Source organism: Cedecea neteri NBRC 105707 = ATCC 33855 (genome assembly GCF_001571265.1).
Taxonomy (GTDB): domain Bacteria; phylum Pseudomonadota; class Gammaproteobacteria; order Enterobacterales; family Enterobacteriaceae; genus Cedecea; species Cedecea neteri.
In genome coordinates this window covers 1-14,818 of sequence record NZ_BCTL01000080.1, presented here as the reverse complement: position 1 = coordinate 14,818, position 14,818 = coordinate 1, and the positions used below count along the sequence as shown (strand labels likewise).

13 protein-coding genes are annotated in these 14,818 nt (G+C 57.9%); 10 read left to right on the top strand and 3 right to left on the bottom strand.

Annotated elements, in window-relative coordinates; translation table 11 throughout:
• Positions 1 to 174: 174 nt before the first annotated feature.
• Positions 175 to 1,680: a glycine betaine/L-proline transporter ProP gene (gene proP / locus CNE01S_RS23020; protein ID WP_061278931.1), complete on the bottom strand. Its 1,506-nt coding sequence runs from the start codon at positions 1,678 to 1,680 to the stop codon at positions 175 to 177.
• A gap of 304 nt (positions 1,681 to 1,984) precedes the next feature.
• Here proP and CNE01S_RS23015 point away from each other — a divergent pair, with 304 nt between their 5' ends.
• Positions 1,985 to 3,505, top strand: coding sequence for a methyl-accepting chemotaxis protein (locus CNE01S_RS23015; protein WP_061278928.1), 1,521 nt, complete (start codon positions 1,985 to 1,987; stop codon positions 3,503 to 3,505).
• A gap of 14 nt (positions 3,506 to 3,519) precedes the next feature.
• On the opposite strand, the gene CNE01S_RS23010 is transcribed toward CNE01S_RS23015, so the two are convergent.
• Both CNE01S_RS23010 and CNE01S_RS23005 read right to left on the bottom strand, forming a co-directional pair.
• Positions 3,520 to 4,227: a response regulator gene (locus CNE01S_RS23010; protein ID WP_061278926.1), complete on the bottom strand. Its 708-nt coding sequence runs from the start codon at positions 4,225 to 4,227 to the stop codon at positions 3,520 to 3,522.
• A 10-nt stretch (positions 4,228 to 4,237) separates the two neighbouring features.
• Complete coding sequence (locus CNE01S_RS23005; protein ID WP_061278933.1) at positions 4,238 to 5,854, bottom strand: ATP-binding protein; 1,617 nt, start codon at positions 5,852 to 5,854, stop codon at positions 4,238 to 4,240.
• Between the two features lie 305 nt (positions 5,855 to 6,159).
• On the opposite strand from CNE01S_RS23005, the gene CNE01S_RS23000 reads away from it, so the two are divergent.
• The 9 genes from CNE01S_RS23000 to curA all read left to right on the top strand — a co-directional run bounded on the left by CNE01S_RS23000 (position 6,160) and on the right by curA (position 14,676).
• On the top strand, positions 6,160 to 7,524 hold the full coding sequence (locus CNE01S_RS23000) for a 2-hydroxycarboxylate transporter family protein (protein WP_061278924.1): 1,365 nt from the start codon (positions 6,160 to 6,162) through the stop codon (positions 7,522 to 7,524).
• Positions 7,525 to 7,547: 23 nt separating this feature from the next.
• A complete protein-coding gene (locus CNE01S_RS22995) occupies positions 7,548 to 8,417 on the top strand; it encodes a fumarylacetoacetate hydrolase family protein (protein WP_061278922.1) in 870 nt (289 codons plus the stop codon).
• Between the two features lie 4 nt (positions 8,418 to 8,421).
• Positions 8,422 to 9,465, top strand: coding sequence for a [citrate (pro-3S)-lyase] ligase (citC, locus tag CNE01S_RS22990; protein WP_061278920.1), 1,044 nt, complete (start codon positions 8,422 to 8,424; stop codon positions 9,463 to 9,465).
• A 24-nt stretch (positions 9,466 to 9,489) separates the two neighbouring features.
• Complete coding sequence (citD, locus tag CNE01S_RS22985) at positions 9,490 to 9,783, top strand: citrate lyase acyl carrier protein (RefSeq protein ID WP_061278918.1); 294 nt, start codon at positions 9,490 to 9,492, stop codon at positions 9,781 to 9,783.
• On the top strand, positions 9,780 to 10,655 hold the full coding sequence (citE, locus tag CNE01S_RS22980; RefSeq protein ID WP_045781202.1) for a citrate (pro-3S)-lyase subunit beta: 876 nt from the start codon (positions 9,780 to 9,782) through the stop codon (positions 10,653 to 10,655). Before citD ends, citE begins: the two co-directional genes overlap by 4 nt.
• An 11-nt stretch (positions 10,656 to 10,666) precedes the next feature.
• Positions 10,667 to 12,190: a citrate lyase subunit alpha gene (citF, locus tag CNE01S_RS22975; RefSeq protein ID WP_061278915.1), complete on the top strand. Its 1,524-nt coding sequence runs from the start codon at positions 10,667 to 10,669 to the stop codon at positions 12,188 to 12,190.
• Positions 12,191 to 12,195: 5 nt separating this feature from the next.
• Positions 12,196 to 12,735 (top strand): citrate lyase holo-[acyl-carrier protein] synthase, encoded by a 540-nt coding sequence (gene citX, locus CNE01S_RS22970; protein WP_061278912.1) that lies wholly within the window; start codon positions 12,196 to 12,198, stop codon positions 12,733 to 12,735.
• Positions 12,713 to 13,558: a triphosphoribosyl-dephospho-CoA synthase CitG gene (gene citG / locus CNE01S_RS22965; RefSeq protein WP_061278909.1), complete on the top strand. Its 846-nt coding sequence runs from the start codon at positions 12,713 to 12,715 to the stop codon at positions 13,556 to 13,558. The genes citX and citG overlap by 23 nt, the downstream gene beginning before the upstream one ends.
• A gap of 86 nt (positions 13,559 to 13,644) precedes the next feature.
• Positions 13,645 to 14,676, top strand: coding sequence for an NADPH-dependent curcumin/dihydrocurcumin reductase (curA, locus tag CNE01S_RS22960; RefSeq protein ID WP_061278907.1), 1,032 nt, complete (start codon positions 13,645 to 13,647; stop codon positions 14,674 to 14,676).
• The last annotated feature ends 142 nt before the right edge of the window (positions 14,677 to 14,818 follow it).

Here is a 14,818-nt window from a genome sequence, read left to right as displayed (position 1 = left end):
CATATAAAGCAGGGCTGGAAGTGAACGGAACCCTATCTGGCTTTGCATTATCGTGGATATTTGCCACGAAGAGGCAGAGCTGGAAAAAGAGCAAAAAAAAGCCCTCACGCGCAGGGGAGAGCTCTCTATTTATCCCCTCTCCCCCACGGGGAGAGGGTTAGGGTGAGGGGAAAACTACTCGTTAATCCTCGGGTGCTGCTGCACCAACAGCGTTCGCTTCGCCTGCAGATCTTCGATTTCCTTATCCAGGTCCTCGATTTTCTGCTCGATATTGTCGTGGTGCTCCTGAACAATTTCACGCGCTTCCGCAATGTCCGATGCCGCCGGTGTTGCGCCTTTCAGCGGTTTATTGGCGGTCTCTTTCATGGTGACAGCGGTGATAAAGCCGATAATCGCCACCACCATCAGGTAGTAAGCCGGCATCATCAGGTTTTGTGTACTCTCGACCAGCCATGCGGCAACCGTTGGCGTCACGCCCGCAATCAGCACCGAAATGTTAAAGGCGCTGGCCAGGGCGCTGTAGCGGATATGGGTCGGGAACATGGCCGGCAATGTGGATGCCATCACGCCGATAAAGAAGTTCAGCACCACCGCCAGGATCAGTAACCCGGCAAAGATCAGCCCAATCACGTTGCTGTTAATCAGCATAAAGGCCGGAATCGACAGCAGGAACAGGCCGATACTGCCCATGAAGATAAACGGCCGACGGCCAAAGCGGTCGCTCAGCAGGCCGATCATCGGCTGCACAAACAGCATCCCCACCATAATGGCGATGATGATCAGCACCCCGTGCTCTTCCGAATAATGCAGGTTATGCGAAAGATAGCTCGGCATGTAGGTCAGCAGCATGTAGTAGGTGACGTTGGTCGAGATAACAATGCCAATACAAACCAGCAGGCTACGCCAGTGCTTGGTGGCAATCTCTTTGAACGAAACTTTTGGACCGTCTGCAAGGCCTTCGCGATCGCCCTGTTCCATTTTCTCAACGTGCTGCTGGAACGCCGGGGTTTCTTCCAGCGCGTGGCGCAGGTAGAGGCCGATGATCCCTAACGGCAACGCGAGGAAGAACGGAATACGCCAGCCCCAGTCGAGGAAGTTCTCTTCGCCGACGATAGCGGTAATCAGCACCACCACGCCCGCGCCGCAGACGAACCCGGCAATCGAACCGAAGTCCAGCCAGCTGCCCATAAAGCCGCGCTTACGGTCTGGCGAGTACTCTGCCACGAAGATAGAGGCCCCGGTATATTCGCCGCCTACCGAGAACCCCTGAGCCATTTTGGCCAGCAGCAGTAGGATAGGTGCCCAGATGCCGATAGTGGCGTAGGACGGAATCAGCCCGATAGCAAAGGTACTGAGCGACATGATGACGATGGTGATAGCCAGGATTTTCTGACGACCGTATTTATCCCCTAGCATCCCGAAGAACAGGCCGCCCAGGGGACGAATCAGGAAAGGAACAGAGAAGGTCCCCAGCGCGGCGATCATCTGAACGCTCGGACTGGCATCCGGGAAGAAGACTTTACCTAGTGCGTAAGCAACAAAACCGTAAACACCAAAATCAAACCATTCCATCGCGTTGCCCAGTGAAGCGGCAGTGATGGCTTTTTTCAGACGCGCATCGTCAATGATAGTGACGTCACTGACCTTGATCGGTCTGACTTTCTTTTTCCTTTTTAGCATTTTTTATCCTCGTGTTTTCCTTGCGGGGGTAAAAATTCCCTCTGTAAGTGTAGTGCGCCGCGCAATAAGCGCTGGTGAAAACTGCAGCACTCAGATGAGGCGGCAATAAAACGAAGTGAAAAGTAATAACCTTTTGAAACTATGTGAAATGCAATGCTTAAACTAGTCTCATAAATTATGTGGCTAATACTTAGAACTGTGATCAATATCAAATTTTTTAACTAAAGTAAAATTTCATCCCGCCGAAATAACATGCATACCACCAAAGCATTAACATCTGGATAACCTCTCAAAGGGAGTTGCTATGTCCGCCCATGTGCCGGTCACCCAGCGTGAATACACGCTTGATGACGATACGACCCTGATGTCCACCACCGATCTGAAAAGTTACATTACGCATGCTAACGATACCTTCGTGCAGGTCAGTGGCTACTCGCTACATGAGCTAAGCGGCGCGGCGCACAATCTTGTGCGACATCCCGATATGCCAAAGGCAGCCTTTGCCGATATGTGGTTCACCCTGCAGCAGGGCGAGCCGTGGACGGGCATCGTGAAAAACCGCCGTAAAAATGGCGATCATTATTGGGTTCGCGCTAACGCGGTGCCGGTGGTGCGTCACGGGAAAACCACCGGCTATATGTCTATTCGCACCAAAGCGACGCCGGAAGAGGTTGCCGCCGCTGAGCCGCTCTATAAGGCACTGAACGAAGGCCGCAGCAGCAAAACCGTTTATAAAGGCCTGGTGCTGCGTAAGGGGCTGTTTGGCAAGCTGCCGACTATGTCGCTGCGCTGGCGTATTCGTGGGTTAATGAGCGGTTTGTTTATTCTGTTGATGGCCTCGGCGTTTGCCCTCGGGCAAAGCCCGTTGCAAATGTTATCTATCGCGGCGTTTACTGCTCTCACTTGCATCCTGCTGGAATGGCAAATTGCTCGCCCGCTGGAAAACGTGGCTCGCCAGGCGCTGGAAGTCGCCACCGGCAACAGCCACCGCGTGAAGCACCTCCAGCGCAGCGATGAAATCGGGGTGATCTTGCGTTCCATTGGCCAGCTTGGGCTGATGTGCCGCTGGCTTATCAACGACGTCAGCAGCCAGGTGGCGAACGTGCGCAGCGGCAGCGAGGCGATGGCGAAAGGGAACGACGATCTGAATGAGCGAACCCGCCAGACGGTGGTTAACGTGCAGCAGACGGTGGCGACCATGAACCAGATGGCGGCGTCGGTACAGACCAATTCTGAAACCGCGTCAGCGGCGGACAAACTTTCCAGCTCCGCCAGCGATGCGGCGGCGCAAGGCGGCCAGGCGATGGAAACCGTGGTCACCACTATGGACGATATCGCCGACAGCACCCAGCGTATCGGCTCCATCACCAGCCTGATTAATGATATTGCCTTCCAGACCAATATTCTGGCGCTTAACGCGGCGGTAGAAGCGGCTCGCGCCGGTGAGCAGGGCAAAGGGTTTGCCGTGGTGGCTGGCGAAGTCCGTAACCTGGCGCAGCGTAGCGCCAGTGCGGCGAACGATATCCGTAAGCTGATTGACGCCAGCGCCAGCAAGGTGCAGTCCGGCACGGTGCAGGTTCACGAGGCGGGGCGAACCATGCAGGACATCGTGGCGCAGGTGCAGAACGTCACCCAGCTTCTCGGGCAGATAAGCCACGCCACGACTGAGCAGGCGGATGGCCTGGCGGACATAACCCGCGCGGTGGCTGAACTGAATGCCATCACGCAGAAAAATGCCGAACTGGTGGAAGAGAGCGCTCAGGTGTCGGCGATGGTGAAACACCGCGCGACTCGCCTGCAGGATGCGGTCACCGTGTTGGGGTAACGTATTTCAGGCGGTTAGCTTGTGCTACCCGTCTGGCTCCGCTTATACAAGCGGCGAGGGTGGCCAATCTTGCCGTACAGCATTTCGACGCTGAGAAAGCCTTTCTCAACGCAGTGTTCCAGGTAGCGACGGGCGGTGGTTTTGCTGAGCTTTGTTTGGCTGACCACGTCGTCTACCGAGAAGCAGCGCTGGGCTTCGCCTTCGCGAAACAGGCGCTGGACCAGCTCCAGCGTATTCTCCTCGATGCCTTTGCTGCCCGCATCCAGCGGAGCATTGCGCGCCTGTAGCTCGTAAAGCTTATCGACGTTCTGCTGATCGACCACTTTCCATTCGCGCTGCTGCTGGCTGAACTGCACGAAGCGTTCCAGCGAGTGGCTGAGGCGCTTCCACGATACCGGCTTGAGAATATAGTCAAACGCCCCGCTGCGAATTGCCTGGCTACAGGTGTCCATATCGCTGGCGGCGGTGATAAAGATCACCGAGCAGGCGTGCTGTTGCAAAAGGTCGCTGCCAAACAGCGTGATGCCTTTGCCGTCCGGCAGGTAGTTATCCAGCAGGATCAACTGCGGCTGCTTTTCCAGCATCAGGCGCTGCGCGCTGGCCAGGCTGTTGGCTATCCCGACCAGGTGAAGGTGGGGGTGTTTATCAATCAGCTCGGCGTGGAGGGCGGCAAGTTCGCTTTCATCCTCCACGATAAGCACGTTAATCATTTCATTTTGCATACTCAAAGCCTTACGTTGGGTTGAGGTCGCTCCCCGGAACGACAACGTCTGGAATAAATACCGAGAATACGGTCCCGCTCGGCAGGTTGTCTGAAACCTCCACGGTGCCCTTCGCCAGCGCCACGTAGCTGGCGATAAGGTGCAGGCCGAGCCCGTGGTCGCCGTGGGTTTTGGTGGTGACGCCCGGCGTGAAAATATGGTCGCGCAGCTCAGGCGCGATACCCACGCCGTGGTCAGCTACTTCGATAACCAGCTCCCGGTCGTTTATCACGATGTAAACTTCTACCGGCTGATGCTCGCCTTCGGCGCGCTGGGTGGCTTCAATGGCGTTATCCAGCAGGTTACCGATAATCGAAATCAGCTCTGATTCCGGTACGTTAGACGGCATTCTCGCCATGCTGCAGGCCGGATCGAACGCCAGCGACACGCCTTTCTCTCGTGCCCTGGCGTATTTCCCCAGCAGCAGGCCGCACAGCGTGGCGGAGCAGAAGCGCGCGGAAACAAAGTCCAGCACTTCCTGCGCGTGCTCGGACTGCGCCTTGATATAGCGTTTGGCGTCGTCGTAGCGGGCCATATGCAACAGCCCGGCAAGCGTTGCCATGCGGTTGAGTTGCTCGTGCCGCATGATGCGCAGGTTGTCCACGTAGCGCTTAACCTGGCTGAGCTGGAAGCTCAGGCTATCAATGTCTTTACGGTCACGGAAGGTGATAACCCAGCCCTGCAAAACGCCTTCAAGCTCGATGCGAACCCTGCTGGCGAGCACGCTAAGATCGTTAAAGGCGCAGATTTCATCGTGGGTATCCCGCGCCAGCATCACCTGCGGATCAAAAAACGTCACCGGTTCGATCACCTCGGAGATCTGCTTGCCGCGGATCTCGCGCGAAGGCTGTTCCAGGCCAAGCAGTTTCTTCGCCGCCTTGTTGATCACCTCGATCTGCGAGCGGCTGTCGATGGCGATCACGCCCTCATAGATCGATTCCATCATCGCTTTTTGCTGGCGCACCAGCAGGCTTATCTGCCGTGGCTCCAGCGAAAACATCTGCCTTTTGATGCTGCGCGTGAAGTACCAGGAGAAAACAAACAGCGCCAGCAGCAGGATCACCGCCGCCAGCAGAATGTTGATCACCTTGCCGGAGGTAACGTCATCGAGGTAGCTCTTCAGGTAGCCCACCGACACAATGCCAATCACTTTGCCGTGCTGGTCGAATATCGGCGCTTTGCTGCGCAGCGACAGGCCGAGGCCACCCTTACGCAGCGTGGTGATGCTTTTGCCCTGCAGCACCTCTTCGTTATCGCCGCCGACCAGGGTTTTGCCCACCCGGTCGGCATGTGCGGAATGGTAGAGGTGGATGCCGTGCTCATCGCCAATGACGATAAAGCTGGCATCGCTATGGATGACCAGCTTTTGCATAAAGTCGTGTATCGCCGGAATATCTTTTTTTTCTACCGATTCCCGTAACGAGGGAATTAACGCAATATCCTCTGCCTGCATTCTCGCCCGGGTACTCATTTCCTGATAAAGCTGGCGGCCAACGTCGAAATAGTAATAGGTCCCGAGCATGGCAAATAGCACGGAAAAGAACGCAACCAGATAGATAAATAAGCGTATTTGAAAGGAGACTTTCATAGGCCAGCGTGTATTCAGTGAGGCAAAACGGCAGCTTAACACCGATAAACCGCTGGCTGCGCGGCTTTGACCGAAAGTTTGAACAACCTCACGCAACGGCACTTTTCGGTAATTTCAGCCGGTTTTTTCCTTCTCTTAAGGTTTATCTAAGCCTGGGAATAAAAACCATAAAAACCACGGCGGGAATTAAAACCATTAACGCCATAGATGCCTTTAAATTAACGGTTTTAATCTGCTATCCCTCACATTACATAGGTATTTAATCTTTTAGTCTGCCCCGACAAATTAAAATAAGGGGCTTGAACATGAGCACGACCGATGATTCCTACAACATCATTCCTGAATCTATTGATATTAATAAACCGACGCTCAAAGAGCGCTGGTGGCATATTCTCGACAGCTGGAAGGTGGGCATCATCCCGCTGCCGCTGTTTGTGCTGGCCGGGGCGCTGATCGCCATCGACTGCCTCGGCGGTAAGCTGCCGAGCGATATCGTGGTGATGGTAGCGACGCTGGCCTTCTTCGGCTTTGCCTGCGGCGAGTTTGGTAAACGCCTGCCGGTGATCGGCAAAATGGGCGCCGCCGCCATCTGCGCCACCTTCATCCCCTCCGCGCTGGTGTATTACGGCCTGCTGCCGGATGCGGTAGTGGAGTCCACCACCAAGTTCTATAAATCCACCAACATCCTTTACCTCTACATCTGCTGCATCATCGTCGGCAGCATCATGAGCATGAACCGCACCACGCTGATTCAGGGCTTCCTGCGCATCTTCTTCCCGATGCTGTGCGGCGAAGTGGTGGGCATGGTTGTCGGCATGGGCGTTGGCCTGGCTTTAGGCCTTGAGCCGTTCCAAATCTTCTTCTTCCTGATCCTGCCGATCATGGCCGGGGGCGTGGGGGAAGGGGCGATCCCGCTGTCCATTGGTTATGCCGCGCTGCTGCATATGGATCAGGGCGTGGCGCTGGGGCGCATTCTGCCTATCGTCATGCTGGGCAGCCTGACGGCTATCGTCATTTCCGGCTGCCTGAATCAGCTGGGTAAACGCTTCCCGCACCTGACCGGTGAAGGCGAGCTGATGCCGGGCAAAACCAACGGTGGCGAAAAAGAACAAACCGCTGCCCTGTTTAGCGGTAAAGCGGACGTTACTACTATCGCTTCCGGCGCGCTGCTGGCGGTGCTGCTCTATATGGTGGGCATGCTGCTGCATAAACTGATTGGCCTGCCTGCGCCAGTCGGGATGTTGTTTGTCGCCGTGCTGATCAAGCTCTGTCACGGCGTTTCCCCACGCATGCTGGCGGGCTCTCAGGTGGTTTATAAATTCTTCCAGACCGCCGTGACCTATCCAATTCTGTTTGCCGTGGGCGTGGCGATCACTCCGTGGAACGAGCTGGTCGACGCTTTCACCCTTACCAACCTGCTGGTCATCGTCAGCACCGTCAGCGCGCTGGTGGCAACTGGCTTCTTCGTAGGGAAAAAGATCGGCATGCACCCTATCGATGTAGCCATCGTTTCCTGCTGCCAGAGCGGGCAGGGCGGTACCGGCGACGTCGCCATTCTTACCGCCGGCAACCGCATGTCGCTGATGCCGTTCGCCCAGATTGCTACCCGCATCGGCGGGGCGATCAACGTCTCAGTGGCGCTGCTGGTGCTTGGCAACTTTCTTGTCTGATTTTTGATTAACCAGGAACTGTTATGAAACTCGCAAGTTATTTACTTCAGGGTCAGCGGAGCTACGGCGTGGTGACGCCGGAAGGCATCATCGACCTGGGTCGCCGTTTGGGCTCACGTTTTGCGGACCTTAAAGCGCTGCTGGCGGCGGATGCCGTGCATGAAGCGCTGGCGTTTGCCGGGCTGAAGGCCGATGTCGCAGCCGCAGACGTTCGCTGGCTGCCGGTCATCGAACGCCCTGAGAAAATCCTCTGCGTTGGCATGAACTACGCCGACAAGCGTAAAGAGTTCGACCAGCACAACCCGGCGCCGACGCTGTTTGTACGCTTTGCTGACTCCCAGACCGGACATGATTCCCCGGTGGTGAAACCTCATCATTCCAGCGAATTTGACTACGAAGGCGAACTGGCGGTGATCATCGGCAAAGGCGGCGTGAACATTGCTGCGGCGGATGCGCTGAGCCACGTGGCCGGCTACAGCTGCTATATGGACGGTTCGGCCCGCGACTGGCAGCACACGTGGTTTACCGCCGGGAAAAACTGGCCGCAGACCGGCGCTTTTGGCCCGTGGATGACCACGGCGGATGAAATTCGCGATCCGCACGATCTGGCGATCCGCACCTGGCTGAACGGCCGCATGGTGCAGGAGGACAACACCAGCAGCATGATCCACAAGGTCGCCGAGCTTATCGAATACATCTCGACCTTCACCTCGCTCAGCGCGGGCGACGTGATCATTACCGGCTCTCCCGGCGGCGTTGGCAAAAAGCGCACGCCACCGCTGTTTATGAAGCCGGGCGACCGCATCGAGGTTGAAATTGAACGCATCGGCCATCTCAGCAACGTGATCGTTGAGTCCCGCGTGCCGCAGGTTTCAGAGGCGGTGGCCCACTAACGCTATGTTCCAGCCCAACCCTATCGAGTTCAGCACCGTCGATCCGCAGCGCCAGCCGCAGGCGCTGGCGGCCATACGGGATCTGCTGGGGCGTAACCAGCTCGGGCTGGACGGCGACATTCAGCTGTTCGTCGTCGCCCTTGCCGGGACGAAAATTGTCGGCTGTGCGGGGCTGGCGTGGCGCACCATCAAGTGCGTGGCGGTGGATGAAGCCTGGCGTGGGGACAACCTTAGCGTGCGGCTGCTGGGAGAAATTCAGCATATCGCGATGGAACGCGGGCAGGCGCATCTGTTCCTGTTCACTCGCCCCTACAACCTCGACCGGTTTCGCCAGAGCGGGTTCTGGCCGCTGGTGCAGGTGGATGAAGCGGCGGTGTTGATGGAAAACACGCCCATCGGCATCAGCCGCTACTGCGCCGGGTTGGAAAAATTGCGCAAACCGGGGAACCGGATCGGCTCCATCGTGATGAACGCCAACCCGTTCACCCTCGGCCACCGCTACCTGGCCGAACAGGCGGCGGCGCGCTGCGACTGGCTGCATCTGTTTGTAGTCCGTGAGGACGCTTCATTTTTTCCGTTCGAGGAGCGGTGGGAGATGGTTCGCCAGGGAGTGGCTCACTTACCCAACGTGATTGTGCATCCCGGCTCTGAGTACCTGATCTCCCGCGCCACCTTTCCGGGTTATTTCCTGAAAGAGAGCGGGCTTATCGACAAAACCTGGAGCGCAATGGACCTGATGATTTTCCGTGACTACGTCGCTCCGGCGTTGGGCGTGACCCACCGGTTTGTCGGCAACGAGCCGTTCTGCGCCGTTACCCGGGAATACAACCAGGCCATGCGCTACTGGCTGGAAGTGCACCGCCACCACAGCGCGGCTTCTATTCAGGTGGTCGAGCTGCCGCGTAAATGCCATGCCGCCGGACGAGAGATTTCCGCCTCTGAAGTCCGGGCCTTACTCAAGAGCCAGCAAATGGCCCGCATCCGGGAAATTGTCCCGGACAGTACCTTTAGCCATCTTCAGCGGCACTACGCGCTGGATGTGGCCTGATTTCTTTAACCAGGACAAAGCCTTATGAGAATCGTAAAGCAAGCCTTAGCCGGGACGCTGGAGTCCAGCGATCTGCTGGTGAGAGTCGCCCCCGCCGAAGGCGAGTTCAGCCTGATGATCCACAGCGAAGTACAAAAGCAGTTTGGTGACCAGATTCGCCGCGTGGCGGAGCAAACACTTGCCCAGCTCGGCGTGAAAGAAGGGATTTTTATTCTGGAAGACAAAGGCGCGCTGGACTGCGTGATCCGCGCCCGTCTGCAAAGCGCGGTGCTGCGCGCCGCCGATGCCGAAAAAATTGACTGGGAAAAACTACAATGAAAAAACTCCGTCGCAGCATGCTGTTCCTCCCCGGCGCTAACGCCGCCATGCTTTCCACCGCCTTTATCTACCGCCCGGATTCGATCATGTTCGACCTCGAAGACGCCGTGGCGCTGCGTGAGAAAGACACTGCCCGCGTGCTGGTGTTCCACGCCCTGCAGCACCCGATGTACCGCGACATCGAAACCGTGGTGCGCATTAATCCGCTGAATACGCCGTTTGGTCTGGACGATCTTGAGGCCGTGGTGCGCGCAGGTGTGGACGTGGTGCGCCTGCCTAAAACCGACACGCCGGAAGATATCTTCCTGCTGGAATCTCACCTCGAGCGCATTGAGAAAGCCTGCGGGCGTGAGCCTGGCTCCACCAAACTGGTGGCGGCGATTGAGTCCGCCGTGGGCGTGATTAACGCCGTTGCCATCGCGCGTTCTTCCCCGCGTCTTATCGGCATTGCGCTGGCAGCGTTTGATTACGTGATGGATATGCAAACCGAGCGCGGCGACGGTACGGAGCTGTTCTATGCCCGCTGCGCGGTGCTTCATGCCGCGCGCGCCGCCGGAATTGACGCGTTTGACGTGGTTTGGTCTGACGTGAATAACGAAGCCGGGTTCCTGCGGGAAGTTGAGCTGATCCGCAAAATGGGTTTCAACGGCAAATCGCTGATCAATCCCCGGCAGATTGAGCTGCTGCATAACGCCTATGCGCCAACCCAGGACGAAGTCGACTATGCCCGCCGGGTCATTGCCGCCGCCGATGAAGGGGAGCGTAATGGCCTTGGCGTGGTGTCGCTCAACGGCAAGATGATCGACGCACCAATCATTAACCATGCGCAGGTGGTGCTTGAGCGCGCCGCAGCTTCCGGCGTGCGCCGTTAAGGACAAAAACAATGAGCAATATGACCGAACTTTTACACCTCGAGTACCCGCACCTTTCCCACCTGCGAAGCTTTGACGGGGCGCATCAAACCACGCCGTGGCTGGCGGATGCCGACGCGAAGAAAACCCGCAAGCTTTGCGACACGCTGGAGCAGGCGATTGCCCAAAGCGGGCTGAAGGACGGTATGACTATCTCCTTCCACCATGCTTTCAGGGAAGGCGATCGGGTGATTAATCACGTGGTTGCCACGCTGGCTCGCCTTGGATTTAAAGATCTGACGCTGGCCTCAAGTTCACTGATGACCTGCAACGAGGCGCTGATTGAACCCATTCGCAACGGCGTGATTAGCCGCATTTACACCTCCGGGATGCGCGGCAAGCTGGCGGAAGCGATTTCTCACGGCCTGATGGCCGAGCCGGTACAGATTCACTCCCACGGCGGGCGCGTGAAGCTGCTGCAGGACGGTGAGTTGAAAATCGACGTGGCGTTTCTCGGCGTGCCGTGCAGCGACGAATATGGCAACGCCAACGGCACCCACGGCAAATCCTGCTGTGGCTCGCTGGGTTACGCCAAAGTAGACGCTCATTTTGCCCGCAAAGTCGTGCTGTTAACCGAGGAACTGGTGCCGTTCCCCAACATGCCCGCCAGCCTGATGCAGGATGAAGTGGATTACATCGTTCAGGTCGATACCGTGGGCGACCCGGCCAAAATCAGCGTCGGCGCGGCGCGCGTCACCAGCAATCCGCGCGAGCTGATGATTGCCCGCACCGCAGCCGAAGTGATTGAACATTCGGGCTACTTCCGCCCCGGCTTTTCCATGCAGACCGGCTCCGGCGCGGCGGCCACCGCCTGCACGCGTTTTATGGAAGAAAAAATGGAGCGCAACGGCGTGGTAGCACGCTTTGCCCTCGGCGGGATCACCGGCAGCCTGGTGGATCTCCACGAAAAAGGGCTGATCGAAAAACTGCTTGATACCCAGTGTTTTGACGGCCAGGCGGCGGCCTCGCTGGCGCGCAATCCTAACCACGTTGAGATCTCCACCAACGTTTACGCCAACCCCGGCGCGAAGGCCACGAGCTGCGACCAGCTTGACGTGGTGATCCTCAGCGCGCTGGAGATCGACATCGATTTCAACGTCAACGTAATAACCGGATCCGACGGCGTGATGCGCGGCGCATCCGGCGGGCACTGCGACGTGGCGAGCGCGGCAAACCTGACGATCGTGGTTGCTCCGCTGCTGCGCACCCGAATTCCTACCGTCGTCAAACGAGTGACCACGCGAGTCACGCCGGGCGAAAGCATTGACGTGCTGGTGACGGATCACGGCGTGGCAGTTAACCCAGCTCGGCCGGAGATCCGCGAGCGGCTTGAAAGCGCGGGGATGAAGATCGTGAGCATTGAAGATCTTTACCAGCGTGCTATTTCCCTGACCGGCGAGCCGAAGCCGATCGAATTTACGCCGCGCATCGTCGGCGTGATCCGCTACCGCGACGGCAGCGTGATTGACGTGGTGCGCCAGGTAAAAGAGGAGTAAGCCAAATGAGTGAAATGCTTCTGGAGGTGGAAGGCGTAACCCTTGCCGCGCTGCTTGAGGCCAAAGAGCGACGGGCGAACCGGCAGCACGAGTGGCTGCTTAAGCATAGCCAGCCGGTGCTTTCCCTGACGCTGGTAACGCCGGGCCCGGTGAAAGACAGTATTCGCTATCGTAACTGCATGGCGGTGGCGCTGCAGGCCTGTGACCAACTGCTGTGGCGCTACCGCTGGCCGGTTCTCGAGCGGCAGGTGCTGTGGCTGCCGACCGGAGCCGAAGCGATGTGGAGCGTAGCGCACTCCGCCAGCGAGCTTAAAGCGGCCACGGTCGAGCTGGAACAAACCCATCCGCTAGGCAGGCTGTGGGATGCGGACGTGATTTGCCCGCAAAACGGCCCGGTGGGGCGAACCTCGCTGGACCTGTCGGGGCGGTGCTGCCTGGTGTGCAATGAGCCCGCGCACGCCTGCGCGCGTTCTCGCCGCCACCCCACGGATGAAGTCACCGAGCGCGTTGAGAGGCTGATAGATGGCTGGTTTGCCAGGGATTAACCCGGTTTCTGCCTCCGCACCGGATGTGTCTGCTCTGGTGCGGCAGGCGCTGCTGGACGAAGTTTGGTTGACGCCAAAGCCGGGGCTGGTGGACGGCGCTAACAGCGGTTCGCATCGCGATATGGATTTGCCGATGTTTCTCGACAGCATCGCCGCGATTGGCCCCTGGTTTAGCACGTTCCTCGCTCTGGGGCGTGAACATGCGGGGCGCGGAGCCTGCGAGATGCTGCGGCTGATCCGTCCGGCGGGTATCGCCTGCGAGCAGGCGATGTACCAGGCCACTCACGGTGTGAATACGCACAAAGGCGGTGTGTTTTCGCTGGGGCTGCTTTCAACCGCCGCCGGACGCCTGCAGGAGCAGGGCAAAGCGCTCACCGCATCGGCTTTATGTTCCACCGTGAGCGAGATATGCAGCGGGATCGTGGAACGCGAACTGGTCGCCGCCCGTAAGGCTTCGTCGGTTGGCGAAAGGCTTTATCAGCAGTTTGGCCTGACCGGCGCACGCGGCGAAGCGGAAAGCGGGTTTCTGACGGTGCGCCAGCACGTATTGCCTTACTGGCAGGCGGAGAGCTGCCCCAAACGTCGCCTGCTTAATGCAATGCTGCGCCTGATGGCCGCAAACCCGGACACTAATCTGGTTTCGCGTGGTGGACTAAACGGGCTGCGCTATGTGCAACGTTACGCCGCCCGCTTGCTGCAGCAGGGCTGGCACGAGGACGATCTCCGGCAGATGGACGCCGAGCTTATCGCCCGTAATCTCAGCCCAGGCGGAAGCGCGGATCTGCTGGCGGTCAGCGCTGTTTTAGCGGAAATTGCGGCGTAACGGCTATCCAGCACGAATTTCATGCTAATGCAGCGGGTTTTTGTCTAGGCTGAGGTTTTCACTCTGGAAAATAAAAGGAGTACCTCATGGCTCAGACCGCAGATAAAAACCGTCGCTTTGTACTGGCTAAACGCCCGCAGGGAATGCCGACCCGCGAAGATCTCCATCTGGAAGAAGTGGCTGTTCCAACGCCCGGTAAAGGCGAAGTGCTGCTGCGCACGCTTTTCCTGTCTCTCGACCCGTATATGCGCGGGCGCATGAGCGACGCCAAATCCTACTCGGCGCCGATTGGCATCGGGGAAGTCATCGTCGGCGGCACCGTCAGCCGGGTGGAAAGCTCGCAGCATCCTGATTATCAGCCGGGTGACCTGGTGCTGGCTGACTCCGGCTGGCAGGACTATTCGATCTCCAACGGGGAAGGCCTGCGGAAGCTGGATAAAAACATGTCTCACCCTTCCTGGGCGCAGGGGCTGCTCGGCATGCCGGGCTTTACCGGCTACATGGGGCTGACCGATATCGGCAACCCGCAGCCGGGTGAAACCGTGGTCGTAGCTGCCGCCAGCGGCGCTGTGGGCTCCATCGTGGGGCAAACGGCTCGCCTGCGCGGCGCTCGAGTCATCGGTATTGCGGGTGGAGAAGATAAGTGCCGCTATGTGAAAGAAACCCTGAAGTTTGATGAGTGCCTCGATCACCGCGCCAGCGATTTTGCTGCACAGCTGGCCAAAGCCTGCCCGAACGGCATCGACATCTACTTTGAAAACGTCGGCGATGCGGTGTTTGACGCGGTCTTCCCGCTGCTGAATACCAAAGCGCGCATCCCGGTTTGCGGCATGATCAGCCAGTACAACGGCGGCAACAGCGTGTTTGAGCATGACCGTCTGCCTGAGCTAATGGCAACCATCCTGAAAAAACGTATGCGCGTGGAAGGGTTTATCATCAGCCTGGATTACAGCCACCGCTACGAGGAGTTCTTTAAGCAGATGAGCGAGTGGATTGCCGCCGGAGAGATTGAGTTCCGAGAAGATATCGTAGACGGGCTGGAGAATACCGTGGAGGCGTTCCAGGGGCTGTTGTCAGGGAAGAACTTTGGCAAGTTGATTGTGAAGGTGGCGGAGTAAAGGGGAACTCTGGCGGCAGAGTGTTCCCTCTTAGTCAAAATCTTTACGATTATGTAGAGTCGGCTAAGGTTCCGTTCACTTCCAGCCCTTTTTTATATGCAGCTCCCGCACCGGTGAACGTCTTAGGGGAGTCACCGTCACT

Bases quoted from the DNA above. Each gene is read 5' to 3' on its own strand.
- proP (WP_061278931.1), bottom strand. From the start codon at position 1,680: ATGCTAAAAAGGAAAAAGAAAGTCAGACCGATCAAGGTCAGTGACGTC.
- CNE01S_RS23015 (WP_061278928.1), top strand. From the start codon at position 1,985: ATGTCCGCCCATGTGCCGGTCACCCAGCGTGAATACACGCTTGATGAC.
- CNE01S_RS23010 (WP_061278926.1), bottom strand. From the start codon at position 4,227: ATGCAAAATGAAATGATTAACGTGCTTATCGTGGAGGATGAAAGCGAA.
- CNE01S_RS23005 (WP_061278933.1), bottom strand. From the start codon at position 5,854: ATGAAAGTCTCCTTTCAAATACGCTTATTTATCTATCTGGTTGCGTTC.
- CNE01S_RS23000 (WP_061278924.1), top strand. From the start codon at position 6,160: ATGAGCACGACCGATGATTCCTACAACATCATTCCTGAATCTATTGAT.
- CNE01S_RS22995 (WP_061278922.1), top strand. From the start codon at position 7,548: ATGAAACTCGCAAGTTATTTACTTCAGGGTCAGCGGAGCTACGGCGTG.
- citC (WP_061278920.1), top strand. From the start codon at position 8,422: ATGTTCCAGCCCAACCCTATCGAGTTCAGCACCGTCGATCCGCAGCGC.
- citD (WP_061278918.1), top strand. From the start codon at position 9,490: ATGAGAATCGTAAAGCAAGCCTTAGCCGGGACGCTGGAGTCCAGCGAT.
- citE (WP_045781202.1), top strand. From the start codon at position 9,780: ATGAAAAAACTCCGTCGCAGCATGCTGTTCCTCCCCGGCGCTAACGCC.
- citF (WP_061278915.1), top strand. From the start codon at position 10,667: ATGAGCAATATGACCGAACTTTTACACCTCGAGTACCCGCACCTTTCC.
- citX (WP_061278912.1), top strand. From the start codon at position 12,196: ATGAGTGAAATGCTTCTGGAGGTGGAAGGCGTAACCCTTGCCGCGCTG.
- citG (WP_061278909.1), top strand. From the start codon at position 12,713: ATGGCTGGTTTGCCAGGGATTAACCCGGTTTCTGCCTCCGCACCGGAT.
- curA (WP_061278907.1), top strand. From the start codon at position 13,645: ATGGCTCAGACCGCAGATAAAAACCGTCGCTTTGTACTGGCTAAACGC.